Raw genomic sequence first — 24295 nt, forward strand, 5'->3', positions numbered from 1 at the left:
CTATTTTAAAAGAGTAATGACGTAAGGAAGAGGCAGGTTGTATGCCTCTTTTTTTTATTTTTGTTTGCTGCCTACAAATAAAAACGACCCTATTTGTTTAGACCAATAGAAAAATTTAAGAAAGCCTTTTAAAACAAAGGTTGGTGCATATTTTTATAGAGTCAACAAACTCACAAACTAAATTGACCTTAGTAATGGATCACAGCATTTCTTGAATTTTTTCCCACTTCCACATAAGCAATTCTCATTCCGTCCAGGTAATTGATTACCAGCCTCTTTTACTTCAGTAACTTTACATCTTTTGATAGTAGTAGCGAGTTCAAGCATCCTTTCATGAGCATAACGATATACACGTTTGAAGCTCTCACAAAAATATTCAACACCAATCTCGTTATTTTCACTTATACGATTTCTTGGGCACCCTCCATGACATAAATGAAGAAATTCACAGGACTCACATTGTGTCGGGAGGGAGGGCTTTCTAGCCAAAAACTGATCCATTCGTTCGTTGTTGATGATACTTTCTAAGGAGTCGTGTTTTATATTTCCTAATTTATATTGTTCATCAATAAAAAAATCACACGGATAGGCGTCACCGTTTTGTTCAAAGACAATATTTTTTGGACAAGTTTTTTGATGGATACAAGCTTCCGCCTGTTGATGAAGGTATATAGCCAGCATATTATCAAAGAAACGAACAGAGATTTCAGGTACTCCATTGTTATACCAAATATCAAACGCTTCACATAGAAAATCGCCATATTGTTGGGGCGTAATTAAATATTTTCCAGGTTGACTTGGATCCTGTGACTGAAAATCCATACATGGGATAAATTGAACATAGCTGAAGGATTCATCTTTATAAAAGTTCATTAATTCTTTCGCTTTTAAAATATTACCTTCGTGTAAAACTGTTAATATATTAAAATCTACATTTGCATCTCTTAAATATTGGATCCCCTTCATAATAGACTTGAAGCTGCCTTTACCAGACCCAGTTATCCTTTTAGCATCATTTATTTCTTCAGGACCATCCAAACTGACACCAACTAAAAAGTTATATTTTTTAAAAAAAGTTGCCCATTCCTTATCAATTAAAGTTCCATTTGTTTGAATGGAGTTACTAATAACTGTATTATTAGGTGCGTATGTTGCTTGTAATTGTACCACTTTCTTAAAAAAATCGATCCCCGCTAATAATGGTTCTCCGCCTTGCCATGCAAAGGGCACGACTCTTTTTTTTAATGCCATATACTCACGGATAAATTTTTCTAGGACATCATCTTCTATTCTTTTTATGTTATCTGGTCTTCCATTACATCTACTATAATAACAATAGTCACATGCAAGATTACATGCCTCTGAGACTGTTTTCCACATAACACCCGAAATCATGTGTTTTACATTAGTCCTAACGATTTCCATATATGTTCACTCCCTTAAGATGCTTAGTTCAATGGTAGAAGACACTCAAACATAGGTATACGAGATACATCACTTTTCAGTTCATTATGACTTTAGGAATAAAAAAATGAAAAATAGATTATTAAACTTTTTATCTCTTAATTAAAATACATACGGAAACCAATGACCATTAATAGGACAGAAAGCATTTGGATAATTACTTTTCCAGGTATTCTTTGGGCCAGTAATACACCAATCTGGGATCCAATTATCACACCAATCCCTCCCCATAGGACTGTCATCCAATCTATGCTGCTATAAAATATTTGGGCTATAACTCCCACTGAGGTATAAAGGGTAAGGGCAAAAATAGATGTTGCTGTTGCATAATGGGGTGATACTTTAAAAATATAAATTAAAATGGGAACAAGCAGCCATCCCCCTCCAATGCCAAGATAACTCGATAATACTCCCAATAGAAATCCAATTGGTACCAACCAAGTAATCGAGATCCTAGGTCTTTCAATTGTGGCAGACACTTCCATAGTTGAATTTTCTACAACAATCCTTCCTTCTCGACTTACTTCAGAAGACCTTTTCCTTTTCAAAATAGCTAAAGGTGAGTTACTAGCAAACAAAAAAACTCCCAGAACAACCAGTAAGGTCGCCAAAACCACATAGAAGTATTTTGATGAATAAATTTGAAGCAGCCTAACCCCAAGCAAAGAACCTGGAAGTGCACCGATACCTAAGGTAATTCCTGTCCGATAACTAATCCTTTTTTGTTTTGCATATCCAATTACTCCTGATAGTGAATTAATTAATACAATAACTAATCCAGTTCCAGCTGCAACTGCAGGATTCATATGAAAAATAAGTAGAAGAGCTGGTACAAATATAAACCCTCCACCTGCACCGACAATGGTTCCGTATCCTCCAGCTATTATACCAATGAAAAGAAGCAGCAATCCGGTTGAAAATTCCATTTTAATCACCCTAAATCTGTAACTTTAATATTAATCTATCAAAAGACTTAGGGGGAGTAAATTAGAAAAGTTTTATAGACTATAAACAAAAGGAATAAGCAACAATTCCGATGTTAATACTTAAAATTCTCATCAAATATGCCAAAAATGGCTAATCGGTAGACATACTGAACCTAAGAAGTTGTGAATGATCAAGTTGTGAGTTCGATTTATGTTACTGCCATTTTCACAGGAGTACGTCGAGGTGAGAACTTAGGATTAAGGTTGAATATTTCACTCAAATTATACCAATATCACGGACAAATTGAACAATTGTCATGGAGTTTTTAAACAAGTTTCACGGAATGAGAACTACTCCCCCCTATAATGAGGATGACACTGATTAGTCAGATACTGTCTATTCAGTGATTCTATCATTATAGAGGTTGTTTTTTTGATAAATCTTCATTGGACAAATCACCATCAAAAAAATCAGTTAGGTAACGAAAATTTTCATAATATATAAGAATGGTTGGTTCAGCCAAGCCTTCAGTAAGCTTGTAATTCATATACTGTTCAAACATTTCATTTAAAGTAAATTTCTGTTCGACTGATTTTGTACATTTTAAATTGCTGATACTTCTTGAACCCTTTCTGTTTGTTATCCGATTAATAGGCATAAAAAAATCCACCTTTCATAATTGAAAAAGTGGATTTAATGCACCAGTTCACATTAAAAAATGTACCGTATATTATGTAATTTTCAGTATAAATACAGGTGTATGTTTAGAAGAAAATCACGGTTCAAATCACGATTTTAGTTACTGCTTAAAAACCGTCTAAACCCTTGATAATACTGTATTTCATTGGCGGGACTGCGTGGGAATCGAACCCACCAGACCACACACGGTGGTCTCAAGCAGTTTTGAAGACTGTGGAGGACACCAGTACCCCAGTCAGCCCCATGGTTGTTATTTTATTCAAGGTGTTTGGACGAAAGTTAACAGCTATTTTATGAAAAAAAGTTTCGTTAACCTTTCATTTGTAACCATATTACAATGGAATATAGTAATAATCAATAGAATTGGCCAATTTGTCACTTTTTCGACAACCATTTCCGCACCGCTCATGATTACATATTTTAGACCCAAATAATATATCACCATCTACCTCTCTGGAGTCCCTAATTAAATGATGACCTTTTCTTGTCATTTCCCCTGAATTCAGACTATAATAGGTAGATAAATTGTTTTTTTGTAGGTGAAAAATATGCTCAATGGTTGGTTTTTATGGTTTATCCTCTTTTGGGTTGTTTTTTTAGTTGGTTCAATGGCCATAGGCGGATTTTTTATGTTCCGAAAGTTTTTGAAAAAGATGCCTAAAGAAGATGGCAAGTCGGTAATGGATTGGGAAGAGCACTTTGTAAATGAGTCTCGTCATCTGTGGAAGGATGATGAAAAAAATCTTCTTGAGGATTTAGTCAGCCCTGTTCCAGAGCTATTTCGCGATGTAGCTAGACATAAGATTGCCGGGAAAATCGGCGAGCTTGCTCTGAATGAAAATGCTCCTAAAATTACTGAAGACCTGGTGATTCGCGGCTACATCCAAGCAACACCAAAAAGAGATCATAAATTTTTGCGCAAAAAGCTTTTTGAAAATCGAATTGATGTTGCACCATACGAACATTTATTCTAAACCGTCATTCAAGACGGTTTTTTTTATTTTTCCCAAAATAAAAACACTGACTCCAAAGAATCAGTGTCCGTAAATTTATATCATTTTTATTTTATGAAGCTCATGGTAGAGTTTTTTGTAAGATTGGTACATCGCCAAACGCCATGGAACAATCATGCTGAAGGCAAGCAGGAAGAACATTCCACTTAACTGTCCAATATCAATCGTACTACTTAAAATAGTTTTTAACACAACGCGAACCAATAACAAACCGACTAAAATAAAAATAAACGCCTTTGACCGCTTTAAATAAATATCATTATCACGTATTTCAAATTTAGAGGTTTTGATCAGCAGGATAGAAAAAAGCATACCGACCACGACAGCCTCAAGAATTTCCATCGAGGTCAATCTAAATTCCGGTACCACATACATGAGTGCCCCGCTTGACATAAAAACAGGCGGTAAAATAATCTTTTTTATACTTGTAGGTTGCTTTGCGGCTTTCATGCGAACAAACAAAACAAATAAGCCCATAAAAACCGCTCCGATTGAAGAAACAACAACGTAGTTCATTGGATTCATTCTTCCCTTATCTAATTATTTACTAACTCATTATATCTCAAATAATCAATGGTGTTAAAAATTTTCAACTGCATTTCTGATTCTATTATTAATGTGCATAAATAACCTATACAAAAAAAGGAAAAACCATATTAGGATATTCCTAAATGGTTATGATTTCAAGGCTCTATTAATTGCTTCTATAACTTGACAATCATCAAAAGGCTTGAGAATAAAGTCTTTTGCCCCAGCTTCAATCGCTTCAACAATAATTTTATGCTGTCCCATTGCTGAACACATAATAATCCGCGCATCAGGAAACTCCCCACGAATAACCTTGGTTGCTTCAAGTCCACTCATTTCAGGCATCGTAATATCCATGGTAACAAGATCTGGTTTTAATTCGCGGTAAAGTTGAATAGCCTTATTGCCATTATCTGCTTCCCCTGCGACCTCATGGTTATTTTTATTAATAATTTGATTTAATTTCTCTCTCATTAATTTGGTATCATCAACAATTAATATTTTTGCCAACAACCTTCCCCCTAGAACAACCATCCACGTCAACAAAACTACCATCTAGCATCCTTTGAAAAACATAAAAAAGACGATTAAAATAATTACATTTTATTTTTTCAGGAATATCTTATTATTCAATGGAAATTAAAATCCGATAAAGTCCCCAAATAATATTGAGAAAAATCCTATAATTTTTGTCATCCAGTCAAAAAAGAGGATAACCCCCATAACAAGCATAATATAGCCGCCAATTTTCATAATCTTCAAACTGTGAGTCTTAATCCACTTCATTTGGCCTACAAAGAAGGATAAAATGAAAAATGGAATCGCGAAGCCAAGGGAGTAAGCAATCATGTATAACATACCAGAACTAGGATTCTGTCCAGCAAGAGTGATAACGAACCCAAGAATTGGACCAGTACATGGTGTCCAGCCAGCAGCAAAAGCCATTCCGATTAAAATAGATCCAATATATCCCGATGGTCGATTTTTGAATTCAAATCGTCGATCCCTCATTAAAAACTCGGGTTTAAAGATACCAACAATCATCAAACCAAAGAAAATAATAAAAATCGCTCCAAGCTGGCGAATTAAATCTTTGTATTCACTGAAAAAATTCCCAAGAAATGAGGTTCCAAATCCGAGCGCTACAAAAATGAGGGAAAAACCAATTAAGAAAAATAACGTATGTAACAAACTCCGTTTTTTCAGCATGGCATTTTCACTTTTTAATTCCCCAACAGACATTCCTGTGATATACGAAAGGAATGCAGGATAAAGAGGTAAACAACAAGGTGAAATAAAGCTTAAAAACCCTGCACCAAACGCCATAAAAATATTTACATCAGACATATTAACACTCCTACTATAGTCGATACCTTTTCATTCTAACAAAACTTTTATCCAAAAGATAATGATTAACATGAATATTTTGTGTCTCCACTCATTCCACTTCAAAAAAATTTCATTTTTTCCAATTCACACCCTTTATTATTGGGTATTATTTTACAAATCTCTTTGAAGTAATTTACATTATAGGTTATACTAGTAAAACAAATGCCATTTTGGTAGTCTTTTATTTTAGTATTCACCTTAAATTAGGAGTTACTCCGGAAAGGACATCGGCCGTGATCAAACAGGATTTAGTTACATTAATAGAAAATAAGCGAGCTGAATTAATCCACGTCGCCATAACCAACGGCTTGACTTCCTCCGTTGCAATTCGCTACAGCCAGGAACTTGATAACCTTTTAAATGAATATAATAGAAAATATATTAAAAAAGTTCCATCGTCAGTCTGTTAGTACTTTTAGAATTTTCACAAAACACAAAAAGATAAAACATCCTAAAAAGCCTGGCTTACTGCTCCAGGCCTTTTTCTATTAATTAACAATATCTTCAAGATGTTCAACAGCCCCGTTTTGCAGCAAGAACATTTTATGGTATAAACCGCCATAGGACAACAGTTCCTGATGGGTTCCGCGTTCGACAATTTCCCCTTGATGCAGGACAAGAATTAAATCAGCATCCTGAATAGTTGATAGACGATGGGCAATCGCAATCGTAGTCCGACCTTTGCGCATTTTCGCTAGTGCCGTTTGAATTGCTTCTTCTGTTTCCGTATCAATATTGGCCGTTGCTTCATCTAGCACCAATATTTTGGGATTCGCTGCAATCGTCCTTGCAAAGGCAATCAATTGCCGCTGTCCACTAGAGAATGTTGCTCCTCGCTCGACTACTCGATGGTCAAAGCCACCTTCAAGCCTTTCAATAAACAAATGGGCCTGAACAAATCTCGCCGCCTCTTCCACTTGGTCATCAGTCATTCCTTGATTGTGAAGGCGAATATTATCCTTTACCGTCCCATAAAACAAAAACGGATCCTGCAAAACGAGGCCCATTTTCTCTCTAAGCTCATCCTTAGTAAAGTTACGAATCGAGTCACCATCAATCAAAATTTCCCCGCGTTCAAATTCATAAAACCGCAACATTAGATTAATGATCGAGCTCTTTCCACTGCCGGTATGCCCGACAAGTGCAACCGTTTCCCCTGGATTAGCCGTAAAGGAAATATTTTTTAAAACGTCTCGTTTTCCATCATAGGAAAAACTTAAGTTTTTAAACTCTATTTTCCCCTGTTGAATGGCAATACCAACCTCTTCTTTTTGTGCAGGAGCTAATTCTTCCTCATCCAACAATTTAAATACGCGTGAACCGGCGACAATGGCTTGCTGGAATAATGATAGTCTCATCATCATTTGGTTAACTGGTTCAAAGAAACGATCCAAATAATTGATAAACGCATAGATAACCCCAATTTCAATACTGTGTTGGAAGGACGATATTCCAAAATAGCTAAGGACAATAATAAGAGCAAAAATATAAATTAGGTCAATTGCTGGCCTTAACAACAAGCCATCAATTTTAATATTTTTCATCCCAGCCCGGTAGTGCTTCTCATTAATTGTGCCGAACTCGTTACGAAGGCGTTTTTCCTGACGAAAAACTTGAATAATCGCCATTCCCTGGAGTGACTCGGCAAGCTTCGCGTTCAATTGGCTCAACCTTTCGCGCATATCAAGATAATAGCGCGAGCTTAATTTTCTGTAAAGATTCATCACATATAATAAAATTGGAATTATGATGACGCAAATCAAGGCAAGCTTTACATTCAAAATAAACATGGCAATGAAAATACCTGTCAACAAAAATCCACTTTGAATAAACGTGGCAATGACGGTAACAAACATATCCTTAATTGCTTCCGTATCATTCGTCACTCGGGACACGATACTTCCCGCCGGTGTTTTATCGAAATATTTTAAACCTAGCGACTGCACCTTTGAAAAAACATCTATCCGTAGTTGCTGGATAATGTAGAGGGCAATCTCTTGAAATTTAACAAATTGGAAAAACATCAGGACAGCTTTAACGAATTGAATTCCCATATAAACCGAGCCAAGAATCAATAATGGCTGAAACGCAAGCTTCCCGGGTGTCAAATAATCATCGATAAATATTTTGACTAAAAACGGCAGGAAGATGTCTCCTATGGTTGTTAATAGCAGCAGGACGAATGCGATACTGATCTTTTTCTTATGTGGCTTTGTATAGGAAAGAAGACGGTATAAGATCTTTCTTTGCTCACGTTCTGATAGCTGTATTTTCTCTTCCATATTAATGTCCTCCATGCTCCACCAGTTCCTCTAGCTGCTGGTGTAAATACATTTCCTTGTACCATCCGTCCAATTCCATAAGGTCCTCATGGGCACCTCGTTCAATGACCTTTCCATCTTCAAGTACAAGAACTAGATTGGCATGTTGAATCGCACTTAACCGGTGTGAGGTAATAATGGTGGTTTTTCCTTCACGATTCTGTCTTAATGACGAAAGGATTGCTTCCTCTGTTTTGGCATCCACGGCTGATAAGGAATCATCAAGGACTAATACCTCAGGACTCATTAACAGTGCACGGGCAATCGAAATTCGTTGTTTCTGGCCGCCTGATAGTGAGACTCCTCGCTCACCAACAACCGTTTGATAGCCATCAGTAAATTGGAGAATATCGTTATGGATGTTGGCTAATTTGGCTGCTTTTTCGATATCCTCCATCGATGCTGACGGGTCTGTAAAGGCAATATTTTCAGCTACTGAAGCCGAAAATAAGAAATGATCCTGTGGGACATAGCCAATCGCTTCCCGTAATCTATTCAGCTTATAGTCCTTAAGTGTCCGACCACCAAAAAGAATTTCCCCTTGGTAACCCTCGAACTCGCGAATTAGCAGCTTTAACAGTGTTGTTTTTCCTGATCCAGTCTTACCAACAATCCCGAGTGTCTCACCTGCGTTTATTGTAAACGACACATCGTTTAAGATTGGCCGTAAATCACCTGGATAGGTAAATTCAGCAATCGTAAATTGGATATCCCCATAAGGCATCACGTCCAAAGAATTGTCGGTATCAGTGATTTCTACCTTTTCCATAAGAAGTGCGGCAACCCGGTCGTAGGAGGCACGACCGCGTTCGACGATGTTAAACAGCCAGCCAAACGCCAGCATTGGCCAAATCAATAAACCTAAGTAGGCTGTAAACGAGATTAATTCGCCAATCGATAATTCACCATTAAGTACATATTTCGCTCCAAATGCAATTGATAAGAAAAAGGAAATCCCGACAATTATCGAAATAGTTGGGTCATAGAGGGAATCTATTTTTGCGACCACAATATTTTTTTGCACAACATCTTCCGATTGTTTCCGGAAATCCTCAATATCTTCTTTTTCCTGGCCAAATGTTTTGATTACCTTTATTCCGGTCATACTTTCCTGTGTTTTATCATTTAATGAGGAGAAAGCTTCTTGAGCTTTATAAAAACTCCGATGTAACATCGTCCCAAACCAGCTTGTCAACATAGCCATAAAGGGCATCGGAATTAAACAAATTAACGTCAACTTCCAGCTGATTGTAAATGCCATCGCGATGATAACAAACCCACCGGTTGAAAGTGAGTCAACGAGGGTCAAGACCCCTGCCCCCGCCGTTTGCTGGATAGCTGACAGGTCGTTGGTTGCATGGGCCATTAAATCGCCGACCCGACTTTTCTGATAAAATGATGGGGACATATTGGTAAAATGCTGATACAATCGATTTCTTAAAATTTTGCTAAGTTTAACTGATGAGCCAAAAATCATAATTCTCCAATAATATCTTAGACCATACATTGCAAGCCCAACTGCGATAAGTACGATCATCCACTGAGCAAGCATGCCTTTAGATATCGTTCTGTCATTAATATGATCGGCTAAAATTCCTATCACCTTAGGCGGTACCAACTGCAGCATTGCCACTAACAATAAAATGAAAATCCCCGATATGTACGCTTTTTTCTCCTGTTTAAAAAACCAGCCTAACTCTAAAAAAACTTTCATTAAAACACCCCCAAAACCAGAAAAAATTATTCCTTGTTTCATTTGATCCATGATCAAAATTAATTCTCCACACTGAGATTCCTATTTTATCAAATATTCATAAAATAATAAAGATTTAGATACGTTTCTTTTAAAGCACAAAAAAAAGCACCCATATCTATATATGAGTGCTTGTCTGTTATTTTGACTGCTGCTTGTTCATGGCTGCCATCATTTGGTTGATCTTCTTTTGCGATGGTTTTTGCCCCATTTGCATCATCATCATTTTCAGCATTTGTTCATTAATTGGCGGATTTTTCTTTAAATAGCTCATCATATATTTACGAGCAATGAAAAATCCTAGCGCTACACCAGCTGCTAATGCTAGTATACCAACTAGAATGTAATAACCCATTCAACTTCCTCCTTCATGTTGTCTACCATACAGTGTACTAAATAAAATAGAATTAGACAATATCTGCTTTCAATTAGATAAATTTTCTTTCCTTAATTGGCTTTAACCAACCATAGCGCTGGTGTTCGAGGTCTAACGCTAAAAATGAGGTTTCACATTTTCGAAGAACTTCAAAAAATGCTGTCTCTGCCTCATAGCTACCCCCAGCTTCTACTGTAATTAATTCCTGAAACACTTCCAATTTTGCCGTACTTAGCTTCCCACTTAATTCAATAGAGTATGCACCATGAACCGCCTTAAATCCCTTTATTCTTCCAAGCTGCTTTTGAATAAGCTGGTGAATTTTTAAAGCTTCTACCCTTTTGGTTATATATGAAATTTGTTTTTTAGTAATAAATTTAAGATCACCGTCAGCCTTTTGATGTTCCTGAAAAAGCTGATAAAACAAGCGCTCTCTTCCGAAGTAATGGGCAGCAAATTCATCTTCTATTAAATAAAGCTGATATTTTCTCACCATTGTTCTCTCCTTCATTGAAACCCTTTTATCTATTATAAAAAATCACAATCGAAACATTTGTCTCTTGATGGCAAAAACTTTCACTATTTTTGTCGATTAACAGGTTTCTAAACAAATCTTCAATGAATTAGGTAGATTATCGAGCAATCCTTATAAAAAAGCATTCCGTTCTTTTAATGTCAAAAATGAAACTAATTTAACCAATAATATCGATAGTCTTCAACAGCAATCTCGTGAATGTGTTCCTTCATTGCATCAAGCTCAGCTACCATCATTTTCGCTTTCTCTGGATGGATGGTAAAACTGCCCGAGAGATTTTGCTTTTCAATGAATTGAATGCGAAAAGCAGTCGGCGGGTGTGTTGCATCTAATTGGAATCCCTCCCGCTCACACCTTAATTTATACCTTTTTTTCTCCCGTTCAGGCATGTCTTCAAGTCGTGATCTAAATTCATCTATTACATTTGCCGCGCCATCATTTAAAGAAACATTTGAAAGGGAATGATAAAAAATATCATCATAATGCAGTTTTTCTAAGGCTGTCACTGTATCTTGACTTCCGCACGTTTGAGCAGCTCGATAATCTGCTAAATATTCTTCCTTTTGCGAGTTGTTCCAAACGAGATGGAGTAAAAACCAAAAGAATAAAAATGGAATTTGCGCAAGAATTTTCATAAAAAAATTTGTCACCATATCAAGCAGACTATACTCAAAGGTTTGATTTGATGGGACTGGGTCCAAAAGAGAATACCAATCAAATAATGTGCTTAAGGCAGTTCCAATATAAAAGCCATAGGTTAAATCTTTATTAAGATAATGTCCTAATTCGTGAGCGATAATTGAGCATTGTTCTTCAGGAGTGAATGCAGCGAAAAGAGGTACACCGATCTTAACAATTGTTCTTCTCCTCCAGCCTATTTTCAAAATAGAGGCATTATATTTTTCATTTATGATGATTCCATCAACCTTTTTCAGCCCCATCTTGTCAGCTAACTCATCCATTACTGCATAGGTTGCAGGTATTTCTTCACGAGGGATAATCCTTTCCCCTTTTTCCAATTTACCAACCCTAGGTCTAGTAAACCAAGCAATTCCAACTAATAAAAGCCCCAAAAATAATGACATAAATGAGAAGTAATGTATAAATAATAAATACATTCCAAATAAAAATGAAGCTAAACTCAAAGTATGAACAAAAGTTGCTATTAATAATGCCAGTCCATTGACTAATGAAATTCCTGGCATCAAATTTTCGATATTGATCATTTTATTAAAAATAATTTGACCACTTTTTTCTCCTAATTGCTCATAAAGTTGTTCAATTCGCGTTTTCTTTTTTTCTTCTTTTTTGTGATGCAAATTATACCCACATTCACACCAAGAAATATACCCCATATGTAGTGGAATATTCGCATGGCAATCTGGACACTCTTGAAATAATTCTCTTTGATCTTTAGTCATACTATTCACCCATGGTCACCCCGAAATAGTAAAAATTTGCTTCTATTATAAATGTTAATGCTTCCATTTTATATACTTTTTAGTAATTTTCTGAAATTATATTGATTCTTATGGGGAGCCATTTGCTAATTGGCTCATTTTAGAGAGGCATTGGCTCAAAAATTTTGATTTTTGGCTCATTTTTATTAAGTTTTGGCTAAAATTTTTAACTTTTTGGCTCAATTTCTTGGATTATTGGATATTCTTCCACATTTTAACAATAGAACACAAAAAAAGAGAACGGATATTCCGTTCTCTCTCATTTTTTTTTATTTTTGTAAAAGCTCTTTTACTCGGGTAACGACGTTATTTACTGTAAAGCCGTATTCTTCCATAATTTTCTCACCTGGTGCAGATGCTCCAAATTTGTCGATTGCTAATACATCACCTTCGTCACCGGTATATTTGTGCCAGCCGAAGGAAGCACCCACTTCAATTCCAAGGCGTTTTTTCACACTCTTTGGAAGAACTGATTCTTTATAATCTTGTGATTGTCGCTCGAAGCGATCCCATGAAGGCATACTTACTACAGAAACATGAACCCCTTCTCCAGCAAGTGCTTTTTGTGCCTCAACAGCAAGGCTTACTTCTGAACCAGTTGCCAGCAGTAAGGCATCTGGAGTTCCATTTTCAGCAGGAGAGATAACATATGCTCCTTTTGAAACTCCGTCATATGCATTTGTGTCAGTACCTTTTAATGTCGGTAAATCTTGACGAGTCAAGATAAGCGCTGTTGGCTTGTTTGTGGATTCAACCGCTAGCTTCCAAGCTGCTGCTGTTTCATTACCATCCGCTGGACGAATGATTGATAATCCAGACATCGCGCGTAATGCTGCCAGCTGTTCGACAGGCTCGTGTGTTGGTCCATCCTCTCCAACGGCAATGCTATCATGAGTAAATACATAAGTAACAGGTAACCCCATTAATGCAGCTAGTCGAATCGCTGGACGCAAGTAATCAGAGAATACAAAGAATGTTCCACCAAATACTTTTACACCACCATGAAGCGCAATTCCATTCATTGCAGCACCCATTGCAAATTCTCGGACACCAAACCAGAAATTGCGTCCTTCATAAGAACCAGGCATATAGTCTTTTGAACCTTTAATCATTGTTTTATTGGAACCGGCAAGGTCTGCTGATCCGCCAATAAAAATAGGAAGATTTTTAGCAATACCATTTAAGACTTCACCAGAAGATGCACGGCTTGCAAGGCTCTTACCTTCACTGTAAACTGGGATATCTTTGTCCCATCCTGCAGGAAGTTCATTGTTTAATGCTTGTTGCAACTGAGTTGCTAGTTCAGGATATTCCTTTTTGTACTGTGCAAAAAGGTCATTCCATTCTCTTTCCTTTTTCTCACCATTTTCAACAATGAGTTTTTGGAAATGGTCATATACTTCTTGGGGTACATGAAAGTCTTCTTCGAAAGTCCATTTATAGGCTTCTTTTGTAAGCTTAAGCTCTTCTGCTCCAAGTGGTGAACCGTGAACTCCTGAAGTTCCGGCACGGTTTGGTGAACCATAACCAATTGTCGTTCTCACTTCAATCATAGTTGGTCTGTCCAGATCATTTCGAGCTTCTTCAAGAGCTTTCGCAATTTCTTCAAGATTATTGCCATCTTCAACCCGGAGATATTGCCATCCATATGCTTGGAAACGGCCCTTAACACTCTCAGAGAAAGACATATTTAAGTCGCCATCAAGAGAAATATCATTGGAATCGTATAGAACAACTAAACGTCCTAATTTTAAATGTCCTGCAAGCGAAGCAGCCTCCGCAGATACACCTTCCATTAAGTCACCATCGCCACAAACGCTGTATGTAAAATGGTTCACAAGTTCATAATTATCTTTATTATAAACACTTGCGACATGGCGTTCTGCCATTGCCATTCCAACTGCCATTGCAATTCCCTGGCCAAGCGGACCAGTTGTTGCTTCTACGCCTTCTGTGTGACCATACTCAGGGTGTCCAGGTGTTTTACTTCCCCATTGACGGAATTGTTTTAAATCATCCATCGAAAGATTATAACCAGATAAATGAAGCATGCTGTATAACAACGCAGAACCATGACCTGCTGATAATACAAAACGATCACGGTTAAACCAATGAGGGTTCTTTGGGTTCTGATTCATGAAGCGGGTCCACAATGTATAAGTCATGGGTGCAGCACCCATAGGCATCCCAGGATGTCCTGAGTTTGCTTTCTCGATTGCATCAATGGAAAGCGTACGGATAGAAGTAACGGATAAATCGTCAATAGTATTAAACATGAAATACATCCTTTCTTTGTTACGTGAATACTAAATACAACATTAATATTATATTGCTACTGTTGATAATTCAACAAATAGCAATAAAATAAGGAACAAAAGTCACTTTGTTTTTTATTTTGACACATAACTGGCTGGTATATGTAAAAAAAGGAATACAAATTGTATTCCTATTTGATTAATGAAGTGTATTTTTTTTCCGGGCTTTTATTTTTTCCGGTGTTACGTCATTACCTTCTGGATCAATGAACTTTGTATTTGTTAATGTATCAAGCATTTGAGAACGAAAAGTTGCCAAATACTCACTTCTTAATTGAGATTGCTCTCTCGCTTCTGTTTCCGTTAATCCGGTTGCCTTTGCTTTTCTTGCAAGCTCATTGATTCTAGCCATTTTTTCTTTCGATAGCATTGTCAAGAACCTTCCTTTCGGTAAAGAATCAGTACAGAGAAATGATTTTACTAAAAAAAAAGCCTTTTGACAAGGCAAAAGGTCTATTCATCTTGTGATTCCATATATTCTTGATACCTTCTATGTACGGTTGCTTTAGATATATTATATTTAAAACCTCTTAGAATTGCGGCAATTTCTGCAAAGGTCAATCCATTTTTTCTTAACCTTACAATTTCTTCAACTGGGACATCGATTTTGTCCCTTCCAGATGCATCACCTAGATTTTTTAGATTTTTTTCAGGATGATAACCTTGTTGAACTGCACGTTTCATTCCTCGTTTGATTTTAACATTATGAAGTTTTCGCTGATACTCCTCTACCATACTAACGATTTTCAAAACCATAGAATCCGATTCTGAAAGTTGCAATTCGCCATTATGAGAAATGCTATAAAGTTTCGTACCTTCTTTCATTATGCAATGTAAAAGAGCTATCTTGGTGTTCCCTCTTCCAAGACGTGTTTCATCCTGGATTAACAACGCTTGTACCTTTTTATCTTTTATTCGTTCTAATACTTGAAGTATACCGTCTCTTTCAAAATCATAGCCACTTGCCTTTTCTTTTATAATTAAATCTATTTCAAATTGTTGCTGATTCGCGAGCTGGACTAATTCCTCTTCCTGGCGTTTTAAGGAAGACTCTTGTGTTTCCTTATTTGTACTTACACGGCAGTAAATGATTGCTTTCATATAAAATTCCTTCCTAATCGCCAATGGCACTAGCTAATTCAGTGGTTGAAGATGAAGATTTTTTATTGACTGGAATGATGATTTCTTCACCTGGAAAAATTTGATCACTAACATTTTTATTGTGATTTTTTACCCAGCTAACGAATTCCTCATTCGTAAGTGAGTGCAGATCGGAATATTGATTCGAAATTTCCCAAAGTGAGTCTCCTTCAGAAATCTTTACCTTTAAGTATTTATTTTGATTAATGGATTGTTTTTGAACTGATAAAATGAAAGCTAAGGAACAGCTTAAAAGGATTAGAGTAATTGCATACGAATATTTGCTCCATAAATTTTTCATTATGACACCTCTTTTAGGAATATATGTTCTCTTTATTTGATTTTATTATAAAACGAACATTTGTTTGTTGTCAACAACCTTTTCGAACTTATGTTTGTATATAAAATGCGAACATGCTATAATAGAGACAACATTAACCAGGCGAGGTGCATTTTATCATGGTAAAAATATCAAAGCGACAGCAGGATATCCTGGACTTCATTAAAGACGAAGTTAAGAGTAAAGGATATCCGCCTTCTGTAAGAGAAATTGGCGAAGCAGTTGGATTAGCATCTAGTTCTACTGTTCACGGTCATTTAGCAAGGCTGGAAAGTAAAGGCCTTATTAGACGGGACCCTACGAAACCAAGAGCAATCGAAATCTTAGAAGTCGATGAAGCAGCGCATATTCCTAGAAACAAAGTAGTCAATGTTCCCGTAGTTGGGAAAGTTACAGCAGGTTTGCCAATTACAGCAATCGAAAATGTTGAAGAGTACTTCCCGCTACCAGAAAGTCTAGCACCAGCAGATGAGCAGGTATTTATGCTAGAAATCATGGGTGAAAGTATGATAGAGGCGGGGATCCTTGACGGTGATTATGTTATTGTTAAACAGCAACAAACCGCTAATAACGGCGATATTGTTGTTGCAATGACCGAGGAAGACGAAGCTACATGTAAGCGATTTTTTAAGGAAAAGGACTACATTCGCCTGCAGCCTGAGAATTCTACTATGGATCCTATTATTCTAAGGAATGTTTCGATACTAGGAAAAGTCATTGGGGTTTATCGACATATCCATTAAAACCAATAAGAGCAGGCATCCGCCAGCTCTTTTTTTATTGGGAAAAATCTTTGAAAATACCATTTCTCCGTTAAATATATTGAAAATTCAATATATTTACTCATGCTGATATTGTAAATCTTTCATATAATAGAACTACACCATGATTTACCTTAGGTCCCAAAATTATAGGCTTAAGGAGTGTGGGAAACAGTGTTAAAGGACATTATTTTCTCTTTAGTGATTGGTGGGTCGGTTGGAATTATTGGACATGTTCGAAAGTATGGGAAAATTATTATGCCTCGAAAAACCAAAAAATTCATTTATCTTGGTTTTCTAGAAGAATTGCTTCTAGGTGCAGTTGCTTCACTTCTACTTGTTCTTTACACAGCTCCAAATTCATTTGTTGAGATTATTATTTTTTCAATCATTGCAGGAATTGGTGGTGATGCGGTCCTTAATCGATTTAAACTATTAAATTCAGACAATGAGAAATAAGAAGGCAAGAAAAATACCAAGTGGGGATTAACTCCACTCGGTATTTTTTATCCAGCTATAAAAATGGTATTAACCCGAAGCACCATTCCGGTACCAAGGGTTAATTCGTTATTAATACATGCTCATATATTGGTCGCGTTCCCATTGGTGAACGACTGTACGGAACATATCCCATTCAATTTCTTTCGCTTCCACAAAATGCTCGAAAATGTGTTCTCCAAGCCCGGAAACAATCACTTCATCCGCTTTTAATTGTTCTAATGCCTGAGCTAGTGTTGCTGGAAGATCTATGATTCCTTCCTCAACTCTTTCTTCTTTGCTCATTACATATATATTACGATCAACTGGTGCAGGAGGTGTTAATTTAGTTTTAATTCCCTCTAAACCAGCTTTTAAAAGTACGGCCATTGCAAGATATGGGTTAGCTGCAGGGTCCACACTTCGCACTTCAACACGTGTACTTAAACCACGGGATGCTGGAATACGGATTAATGGTGAACGGTTTTGAGCAGACCATGCGACATAACATGGAGCCTCATAGCCAGGAACCAAACGTTTATAAGAATTTACAGTTGGATTAGTTACTGCTGTAAAGCTTGGTGCGTGTTTTAGGATTCCTGCAATGAACTGGCGGGCTGTATCACTCATCTGAAGATCACCCGTTGGCTCGTAAAAAGTATTTTCGCCATTTTTAAATAAAGAAAGGTTCATATGCATTCCTGATCCATTTACACCGAATAATGGTTTTGGCATGAACGTTGCGTGCAAACCGTGTTTACGAGCAATCGTTTTTACTACTAACTTGAATGTTTGAATTTGGTCACAAGCAGTTAAAGCATCTGCATATTTAAAGTCAATTTCGTGCTGTCCTGGTGCTACCTCATGGTGTGATGCTTCGATTTCAAAGCCCATTTCTTCCAATTCGAGGACAATATCACGACGGCAGTTTTCTCCAAGATCTGTTGGAGCTAAATCAAAATATCCACCACGATCATTTAACTCTAAGGTTGGTTCCCCATTTTCATCTAGTTTAAATAGGAAGAATTCTGGCTCTGGTCCAAGGTTGAAATCCGTAAAGCCCATCTCACGCATTTCATTTAGTACGCGCTTTAAGTTGTTACGTGGATCTCCGCCGAAAGGAGTGCCATCAGAATTGTGGATATCACAAACAAGGCGGGCTACTTTTCCTTTTTCTGCTGTCCATGGGAAGATTACCCATGTGTCGAGATCTGGGAACAAATACATGTCAGATTCTTCAATTCGGACAAAACCCTCAATCGAAGATCCATCGAACATCATTTTATTATCAAGTGCTTTTTCTAATTGGCTGATGGGAATTTCGACGTTTTTGATAGTTCCAAGAATATCTGTAAATTGCAGGCGGATAAATTTCACATTTTCCTCTGATGCCAACCGCTTAATGTCTTCTCTTGAATACTTTGCCATTTTAAAACCTCCAATGTTTAAATAACCTCATCTTTAGTGAAAAAAGCGTGATATATCGCCCTGGCGCAATGAGGAACGATTTAATCTTCCTGAATGCATTAATTCGTTACGAAGAAGTTTTCTTAGCTGCTCATTTGTTAAATCAGGCTTTGCTTTTTCCGTTTGCTGCTCCATCATGTTTGATTGCTGTTCTTTGACCAAGAATAACTGTTTTATGCCAGCCATATTTATTCCTTGATCAATTAAATCCTTAATTTCTAAAAGCCTATCAATATCGTTTAAACTAAATAGACGTCTGTTCCCCTCGGTTCTTGCTGGAGAAATCAATTGGTGTTCTTCGTAATAGCGGATTTGTCTTGCTGTTAATTCTGTTAGCTGCATGACAGTTCCGATGGGAAACAGCGGCATGGAACGGCGAATTTCCTTTCCACTCACCAAATTTCTCCTCCCTTTTATTAAATCATATTGTTATTATATTTGGTGTTAGAAAAGATGTCAATCTTATGTTAGATTTTCTAACATGGTTTTTGAATTAAAAAGGACAGCTTGTTAAAAGCTATCCCTTAACCTTTTTTAATTCAGTTCAACCAATCCTTTTTCAACTAGATGATCAAGAGCAAGACACACAGCCATTTTTACATGGGCATAAGTTAAGCCGCCTTGAACATAGGCTACATATGGTGGCCTAATTGGCCCATCTGCAGTAAGTTCAATGCTCGCCCCCTGAATAAAGGTTCCCGCTGCCATAATGACATCATCCTCGTACCCGGGCATATAGCTAGGGTGTGGGGTGACGTAGGAATTAATCGGTGAGGCAAATTGAATGGCCTGGCAAAAAGCAATCATTTTCTCACGATCATCGAACTGTACGGATTGAATTAAGTCCGTCCGCTTGGCATCCCACTTAGGTGAAGAATTCATTCCTAACTTCTCCAAAAAGGCTGCCGTAAATACAGCACCTTTTAACGCCTGGCCCACCACATGCGGTGCTAGAAAGAAACCTTGATACATTTCTTGCAGACTATAGAGTGAAGCACCAGCTTCTGCCCCGATACCGGGAGATGTCATGCGGTAGGAACATGCCTCGACCCATTGTTTTTTACCAACGATATATCCGCCAGTCTTGGCAATGCCGCCGCCAGGATTTTTAATCAGTGATCCAGCCATTAAATCAGCACCTACATGGCACGGCTCCAGTTCCTCGACAAATTCACCATAGCAGTTATCGACAAATACGACTACATCCTGTTTAATTTCTTTAACAAACTTAATCATTTTACCAATTTCCGCTATCGTAAAGGATGGTCTTGTAGCATAACCCTTTGAGCGCTGAATTCCAATCATTTTTGTATTTGGTTGGATTCTCTTGGCTAAAGTCTTCCAGTCGATTCCTCCTTCTTGTGTCAGCGACACACTATCATAGGAAATTCCGAATTCCTTTAATGAACCAACCCCATTACCACGAATTCCGACAATTTCTTCAAGTGTATCATATGGTTTGCCAGTTATATAAAGGAGCTCATCCCCAGGGCGGAGGACACCGAATAAGGCAATTGAAATGGCATGTGTGCCGGAAATGATTTGCGGGCGTACTAAACCTGCTTCACCGCCAAAGACATCTGCATATATTAATTCCAGCGTATCTCTGCCAATATCATCGTATCCATATCCGGTTGATGGAATAAAATGCGAATCACTCACTCTTTTGTTTTGAAAGCTTCTCAAAACCCGAAATTGGTTTGTTTCAATTCTTTCGTCGATTTCTTTATGAACTCCAGCGATTTGTTGTTCGACTTCAATTACAATTGGCTGAAGTTTTTCCCCGTTTTTTAACTGTTGAAACATGCTGTGACTCCTATCTACATTTTAAATTTCTGTAATTGTCCTGTTATTTGATGATCTTGGAGTGTATAACCCTTGCAGCGATAAAACTGCTCCTCCTCAACAAAGGACAACTCTCTTAAGATTGTCTCATTTTTTAATTGAGAAAGAAGCTTTCCTTCAGTAGAAGGAACCTGCACGTCATACGGAACCATCATTTCCATGACAACCTTTTCGATTTTTTCCTTTAAGGCATGACGGTCTTCTTTATCAAAGGCACTAATAAAGGCAGTTGGTGTTTTAGCAGTTGGAACGAAATCAGGATGCTGTATATCCTTTTTATTATAAACCGTTAATTGTGGGATATCTTTAACACCTAAATCCTCAAGCAATTTATGAACCGTTTTTTCGTGATGGAAATAATCCGCATTTGACATATCGACAACATGGAGAAGCATATCGGCTTCTTTAACTTCTTCCAAAGTCGAACGGAATGCCGCAATAAGGGCTGTCGGCAGGTCCTGAATAAATCCAACTGTGTCGGTAATCAAGGCTAAAAACCCACTGGGCAAAATCAGTTTCCGTGTCATCGGATCGAGCGTGGCAAACAGTTGATTCTCCTCAAACGACTCCGCTTCCGACAAACGATTAAAAAGGGTTGATTTTCCAGCATTCGTATAACCAACAATAGCCACCTGAAAGGCTTTATTTTTCTTTCGTCTCTCCCGGTATCTCTCGCGGTGCTGAACAATTATGGATAATTGACCTTTAATATCATCGATTCTGCGTCGAATGTGACGGCGATCTGATTCTAGCTTCGTTTCCCCAGGTCCTCTCGTTCCAATCCCAGCACCGAGACGAGATAAGGCGACACCTTGACCAGCTAAGCGGGGAAGTATGTATTGCAACTGTGCAAGTTCAACCTGCAGCTTGCCCTCTTTAGAGCGAGCCCTTTGCGCAAAAATATCTAATATTAATTGAGTCCGATCAATGATACGCGCATCCAATTCCGAAGAAAGATTCCGTTTTTGACTTGGCGACAGCTCGTCATTAAAAATGACTAAATCTGCTTCGACTTCATCAACTAGCGCTTTTAATTCTTCGACTTTTCCTTTCCCGATATAGAAAGCCGAGTGGATCCGGTCACGTTTTTGAACGACCGACATTACCACTAAACCCTTTGCCGTCTCAGTTAATGAACTTAGTTCTTCCATTGAATATTGAAATCGAATATCATCAACCCGTGGCGTTTGACAGCCAACCAAGATTGCTTTTTCGAAGGTTACTTCTTGTTCCAAGCTAGCACCCTGCTTTCCTCATTTTTCTTTTCTCATCATACCAAAAAAGGATTCAATACTCTAATTTATCAGAAGAATATTTGTTGAAAAATTATGTTTCCATGTTACAATCATATTGTTTGCATTGAAGATTTTTGATTTTTTTTAATAAATTTTAATCATAGATTGTTAGTATTCATCAAGGAGAAATCAGACATTATGACATGGGAAGTTTTAAGTATGATTGGCACGATTGCCTTTGCTGTCAGTGGAGCCATTGTTGCTATGGAAGAAGAATATGATATTTTAGGGGTTTATTTATTAGGAATAGTCACCGCCTTTGGCGGAGGAGCGATTCGGAACCTATTGATTGGAGTCCCAATATCCGCATTATGGGAACAAGGTCTTTTTTTTCAAATTGCCTTATTAGCCATTACAGCGGTATTCTTATTTCCAGCAAATCTTCTACGGCACTGGCAACGATGGGGTAACCTATTTGATGCGATTGGGTTATCGGCATTTGCGATTCAAGGCGCTATCTATGCTGTAAAAATGAACCATCCAATCAGTGCCGTTATCGTTGCGGCTGTTTTAACCGGAATTGGCGGCGGAATTATTCGTGATTTATTAGCAGGAAGAAAACCTATCGTATTGCGGTCAGAGATATACGCGGTTTGGGCGATTCTTGCAGGTCTAATAATTGGACTGAAGATTGCTGCGAATTCTTGGGAATTGTATACCTTGTTTAGTCTTATTACTGTCCTTCGCGTCCTTTCCTATACATTCGATTGGAAGCTTCCAATTCGAAGAATTAGAGCTCTCTAAAAAAATCGACGGATTCCCGTCGATTTTTTTATTGGAACTGTTAATCTTCTTCGAACACCAAATCATTGCTTCTGAGGGTCATTAATTCATGCCTATCGTAACTATTTAGCATTAACAGCCTCATTGCTTGGGCCCGGACTGATTTCTCAATGACATTACGGACATATCTTCCGTTTGAAAAACTATTAGGATTTAACACCGCCTTAACCCAAATTAGATGATCTTTTAATTTCTTTTCGGCTTCGTGGCTCAAAGTGTACTCTCTCTCAATTAACATTCTTCCGGCAATATCCATCAACTGGTCAATATTGTAATCTGGAAAATCAATGACTAACGGAAAGCGGGAATGAAGTCCGGGATTTAAGGTTAAAAAGTATTCCATTTCACGGGAATATCCAGCAAGTATAAGAATAAATTCATGCTGCTTATCCTCCATATGCTTTACAAGTGTATCGATGGCTTCCTTGCCAAAATCCTTCTCCCCGCCTCGACCCAGTGAATAGGCTTCATCAATGAACAGAATACCGCCATTTGCCTTCTTAATTAAATCTCTCGTTTTTTGGGCTGTATGGCCGATATATTCACCAACCAGGTCAGCACGCTCAGCCTCGATTAAATGACCTTTTGTTAGCACATTCATTTTTTGAAACAGCTTACCAATTAGCCTCGCAACAGTTGTCTTTCCCGTGCCTGGATTCCCTTTAAACATCATATGAAGGGCTTGCTTTCTTGCTTTTAGACCCATATCCTCACGCTTTTTGTTCACATAAATCCAAGCATATATTTCTTTTATCATTCGTTTCATTTCTTCCATGCCAACCAATGCCCCGAGCTCCTCTTCGATTTCCTTTAAAGCTGCATGCTCAGGGGGAATGACCTTTGGAACAACTTGAAAATCGGGTAATTCTTTCGTTACTGTTTTTCTTTTTTGTGAATCGAGAACAACTCTTATTTGACCATTACTTTTCATTCGAAATGGTTGATCCAAAGCTTTCACCTCTCAATCTGCAAACAGTGTACGTAAGGTAGCTTGATTAGGCTACTCAGAAATTCCGATTGCATTTAGTGCACAAAGGAAAGCACAATCCTTCATTCTATATGTATTCACGAACCATAAATTTCATTAAAAAAGATTTCCGCAAACAAAAACAAGGATTGAAAAATAAAAAAGAGCCCATCACTTTCTGGGCTCACTTGATTAAAATATTTATTGATTATCCAATTCTAGTTGAACATTCCTTTGTGGAGCAAAGGTTGAAATGGCATGCTTATATACCAGCTGCTGCTTTCCCTCTGATTCAAAAAGTACGGTGAAATTATCAAAACCTTTAATTTGGCCTCTTAATTGAAATCCGTTTAGAAGGAAGACCGTAACGTGAATATTGTCTTTACGGCATTGATTTAAAAATTGGTCTTGAATATTAATCGTCGTTTTCATTTGTATAT

26 protein-coding genes and 1 tRNA gene are annotated in these 24295 nt (G+C 37.5%); 5 read left to right on the top strand and 22 right to left on the bottom strand.

Annotated elements, in window-relative coordinates:
- Positions 1–177: 177 nt before the first annotated feature.
- The 4 genes from M5A78_RS01400 to M5A78_RS01415 all read right to left on the bottom strand — a co-directional run bounded on the left by M5A78_RS01400 (position 178) and on the right by M5A78_RS01415 (position 3333).
- A complete protein-coding gene (locus M5A78_RS01400) occupies positions 178–1425 on the bottom strand; it encodes an anaerobic sulfatase maturase (RefSeq protein WP_248733493.1) in 1248 nt (415 codons plus the stop codon).
- A 137-nt stretch (positions 1426–1562) separates the two neighbouring features.
- The gene (locus tag M5A78_RS01405; protein ID WP_248733494.1) at positions 1563–2390 is read right to left on the bottom strand and encodes a sulfite exporter TauE/SafE family protein; all 828 of its coding nucleotides are present in this window, start codon (positions 2388–2390) and stop codon (positions 1563–1565) included.
- Between the two features lie 416 nt (positions 2391–2806).
- Positions 2807–3049 (bottom strand): hypothetical protein, encoded by a 243-nt coding sequence (locus M5A78_RS01410; protein WP_248733495.1) that lies wholly within the window; start codon positions 3047–3049, stop codon positions 2807–2809.
- A 187-nt stretch (positions 3050–3236) separates the two neighbouring features.
- Positions 3237–3333 (bottom strand) — tRNA-Sec (locus M5A78_RS01415).
- 305 nt (positions 3334–3638) lie between these two features.
- On the opposite strand from M5A78_RS01415, the gene M5A78_RS01420 reads away from it, so the two are divergent.
- Positions 3639–4064 carry a DUF2621 domain-containing protein gene (locus tag M5A78_RS01420; RefSeq protein ID WP_248733496.1) on the top strand — a complete coding sequence of 142 codons (426 nt, stop codon included), beginning with the start codon at positions 3639–3641 and terminating at the stop codon, positions 4062–4064.
- Positions 4065–4139: 75 nt separating this feature from the next.
- Here M5A78_RS01420 and M5A78_RS01425 read toward each other — a convergent pair whose 3' ends face one another.
- From M5A78_RS01425 to M5A78_RS01435, 3 genes are all read right to left on the bottom strand, one after another.
- Positions 4140–4619 carry a CcdC family protein gene (locus tag M5A78_RS01425; protein WP_248733497.1) on the bottom strand — a complete coding sequence of 160 codons (480 nt, stop codon included), beginning with the start codon at positions 4617–4619 and terminating at the stop codon, positions 4140–4142.
- Positions 4620–4778: 159 nt separating this feature from the next.
- Positions 4779–5141 carry a response regulator gene (locus M5A78_RS01430; RefSeq protein WP_319942246.1) on the bottom strand — a complete coding sequence of 121 codons (363 nt, stop codon included), beginning with the start codon at positions 5139–5141 and terminating at the stop codon, positions 4779–4781.
- Between the two features lie 129 nt (positions 5142–5270).
- Entirely contained in the window at positions 5271–5978 is a 708-nt protein-coding gene (locus M5A78_RS01435) for a cytochrome c biogenesis CcdA family protein (protein WP_248733499.1), read from the bottom strand.
- 275 nt (positions 5979–6253) lie between these two features.
- Here M5A78_RS01435 and M5A78_RS01440 point away from each other — a divergent pair, with 275 nt between their 5' ends.
- The gene (locus M5A78_RS01440) at positions 6254–6430 is read left to right on the top strand and encodes an aspartyl-phosphate phosphatase Spo0E family protein (RefSeq protein ID WP_248733500.1); all 177 of its coding nucleotides are present in this window, start codon (positions 6254–6256) and stop codon (positions 6428–6430) included.
- 78 nt (positions 6431–6508) lie between these two features.
- On the opposite strand, the gene M5A78_RS01445 is transcribed toward M5A78_RS01440, so the two are convergent.
- The 9 genes from M5A78_RS01445 to yneA form a co-directional block, all read right to left on the bottom strand.
- Positions 6509–8302: an ABC transporter ATP-binding protein gene (locus M5A78_RS01445; protein WP_248733501.1), complete on the bottom strand. Its 1794-nt coding sequence runs from the start codon at positions 8300–8302 to the stop codon at positions 6509–6511.
- A 1-nt stretch (position 8303) separates the two neighbouring features.
- A complete protein-coding gene (locus tag M5A78_RS01450; protein WP_248733502.1) occupies positions 8304–10055 on the bottom strand; it encodes an ABC transporter transmembrane domain-containing protein in 1752 nt (583 codons plus the stop codon).
- Positions 10056–10233: 178 nt separating this feature from the next.
- The gene (locus M5A78_RS01455; protein ID WP_088086539.1) at positions 10234–10449 is read right to left on the bottom strand and encodes a YneF family protein; all 216 of its coding nucleotides are present in this window, start codon (positions 10447–10449) and stop codon (positions 10234–10236) included.
- A 73-nt stretch (positions 10450–10522) separates the two neighbouring features.
- Positions 10523–10966, bottom strand: a complete 444-nt coding sequence (sirA, locus tag M5A78_RS01460; RefSeq protein ID WP_319942247.1) for a sporulation inhibitor of replication protein SirA — start codon at positions 10964–10966, stop codon at positions 10523–10525.
- Positions 10967–11157: 191 nt separating this feature from the next.
- Positions 11158–12426 carry a M48 family metallopeptidase gene (locus M5A78_RS01465; RefSeq protein ID WP_248733503.1) on the bottom strand — a complete coding sequence of 423 codons (1269 nt, stop codon included), beginning with the start codon at positions 12424–12426 and terminating at the stop codon, positions 11158–11160.
- A 308-nt stretch (positions 12427–12734) separates the two neighbouring features.
- Positions 12735–14741, bottom strand: coding sequence for a transketolase (gene tkt / locus M5A78_RS01470; protein ID WP_248733504.1), 2007 nt, complete (start codon positions 14739–14741; stop codon positions 12735–12737).
- A gap of 178 nt (positions 14742–14919) precedes the next feature.
- On the bottom strand, positions 14920–15150 hold the full coding sequence (locus M5A78_RS01475; RefSeq protein ID WP_248733505.1) for a DUF896 domain-containing protein: 231 nt from the start codon (positions 15148–15150) through the stop codon (positions 14920–14922).
- An 83-nt stretch (positions 15151–15233) separates the two neighbouring features.
- Positions 15234–15881, bottom strand: coding sequence for a YneB family resolvase-like protein (locus M5A78_RS01480; protein WP_248733506.1), 648 nt, complete (start codon positions 15879–15881; stop codon positions 15234–15236).
- A 13-nt stretch (positions 15882–15894) separates the two neighbouring features.
- Positions 15895–16221, bottom strand: a complete 327-nt coding sequence (gene yneA / locus M5A78_RS01485; RefSeq protein ID WP_248733507.1) for a cell division suppressor protein YneA — start codon at positions 16219–16221, stop codon at positions 15895–15897.
- Between the two features lie 158 nt (positions 16222–16379).
- Between yneA and lexA the strand changes: the two genes are divergently transcribed.
- Positions 16380–17003, top strand: coding sequence for a transcriptional repressor LexA (gene lexA / locus M5A78_RS01490; protein WP_248733508.1), 624 nt, complete (start codon positions 16380–16382; stop codon positions 17001–17003).
- A 192-nt stretch (positions 17004–17195) separates the two neighbouring features.
- Complete coding sequence (locus M5A78_RS01495) at positions 17196–17480, top strand: DUF4257 domain-containing protein (RefSeq protein ID WP_248733509.1); 285 nt, start codon at positions 17196–17198, stop codon at positions 17478–17480.
- A gap of 111 nt (positions 17481–17591) precedes the next feature.
- On the opposite strand, the gene glnA is transcribed toward M5A78_RS01495, so the two are convergent.
- The 4 genes from glnA to hflX all read right to left on the bottom strand — a co-directional run bounded on the left by glnA (position 17592) and on the right by hflX (position 22045).
- The gene (gene glnA, locus M5A78_RS01500; RefSeq protein WP_248733510.1) at positions 17592–18926 is read right to left on the bottom strand and encodes a type I glutamate--ammonia ligase; all 1335 of its coding nucleotides are present in this window, start codon (positions 18924–18926) and stop codon (positions 17592–17594) included.
- 33 nt (positions 18927–18959) lie between these two features.
- Positions 18960–19361 carry a MerR family transcriptional regulator gene (locus tag M5A78_RS01505; protein ID WP_319942248.1) on the bottom strand — a complete coding sequence of 134 codons (402 nt, stop codon included), beginning with the start codon at positions 19359–19361 and terminating at the stop codon, positions 18960–18962.
- A gap of 138 nt (positions 19362–19499) precedes the next feature.
- Positions 19500–20771, bottom strand: a complete 1272-nt coding sequence (locus M5A78_RS01510; protein WP_248733511.1) for a methionine gamma-lyase family protein — start codon at positions 20769–20771, stop codon at positions 19500–19502.
- 14 nt (positions 20772–20785) lie between these two features.
- Complete coding sequence (hflX, locus tag M5A78_RS01515) at positions 20786–22045, bottom strand: GTPase HflX (RefSeq protein ID WP_248733512.1); 1260 nt, start codon at positions 22043–22045, stop codon at positions 20786–20788.
- Between the two features lie 198 nt (positions 22046–22243).
- Here hflX and M5A78_RS01520 point away from each other — a divergent pair, with 198 nt between their 5' ends.
- Complete coding sequence (locus M5A78_RS01520; RefSeq protein WP_248733513.1) at positions 22244–22849, top strand: trimeric intracellular cation channel family protein; 606 nt, start codon at positions 22244–22246, stop codon at positions 22847–22849.
- Positions 22850–22889: 40 nt separating this feature from the next.
- Here M5A78_RS01520 and spoVK read toward each other — a convergent pair whose 3' ends face one another.
- Both spoVK and hfq read right to left on the bottom strand, forming a co-directional pair.
- Positions 22890–23837, bottom strand: coding sequence for a stage V sporulation protein K (gene spoVK, locus M5A78_RS01525; RefSeq protein ID WP_248733514.1), 948 nt, complete (start codon positions 23835–23837; stop codon positions 22890–22892).
- Between the two features lie 219 nt (positions 23838–24056).
- Complete coding sequence (hfq, locus tag M5A78_RS01530; RefSeq protein WP_088086525.1) at positions 24057–24287, bottom strand: RNA chaperone Hfq; 231 nt, start codon at positions 24285–24287, stop codon at positions 24057–24059.
- Positions 24288–24295: the final 8 nt, after the last annotated feature.

The organism is Neobacillus rhizosphaerae (genome assembly GCF_937468385.1).
In the GTDB taxonomy this organism is placed as follows: domain Bacteria; phylum Bacillota; class Bacilli; order Bacillales; family Cytobacillaceae; genus Neobacillus; species Neobacillus rhizosphaerae.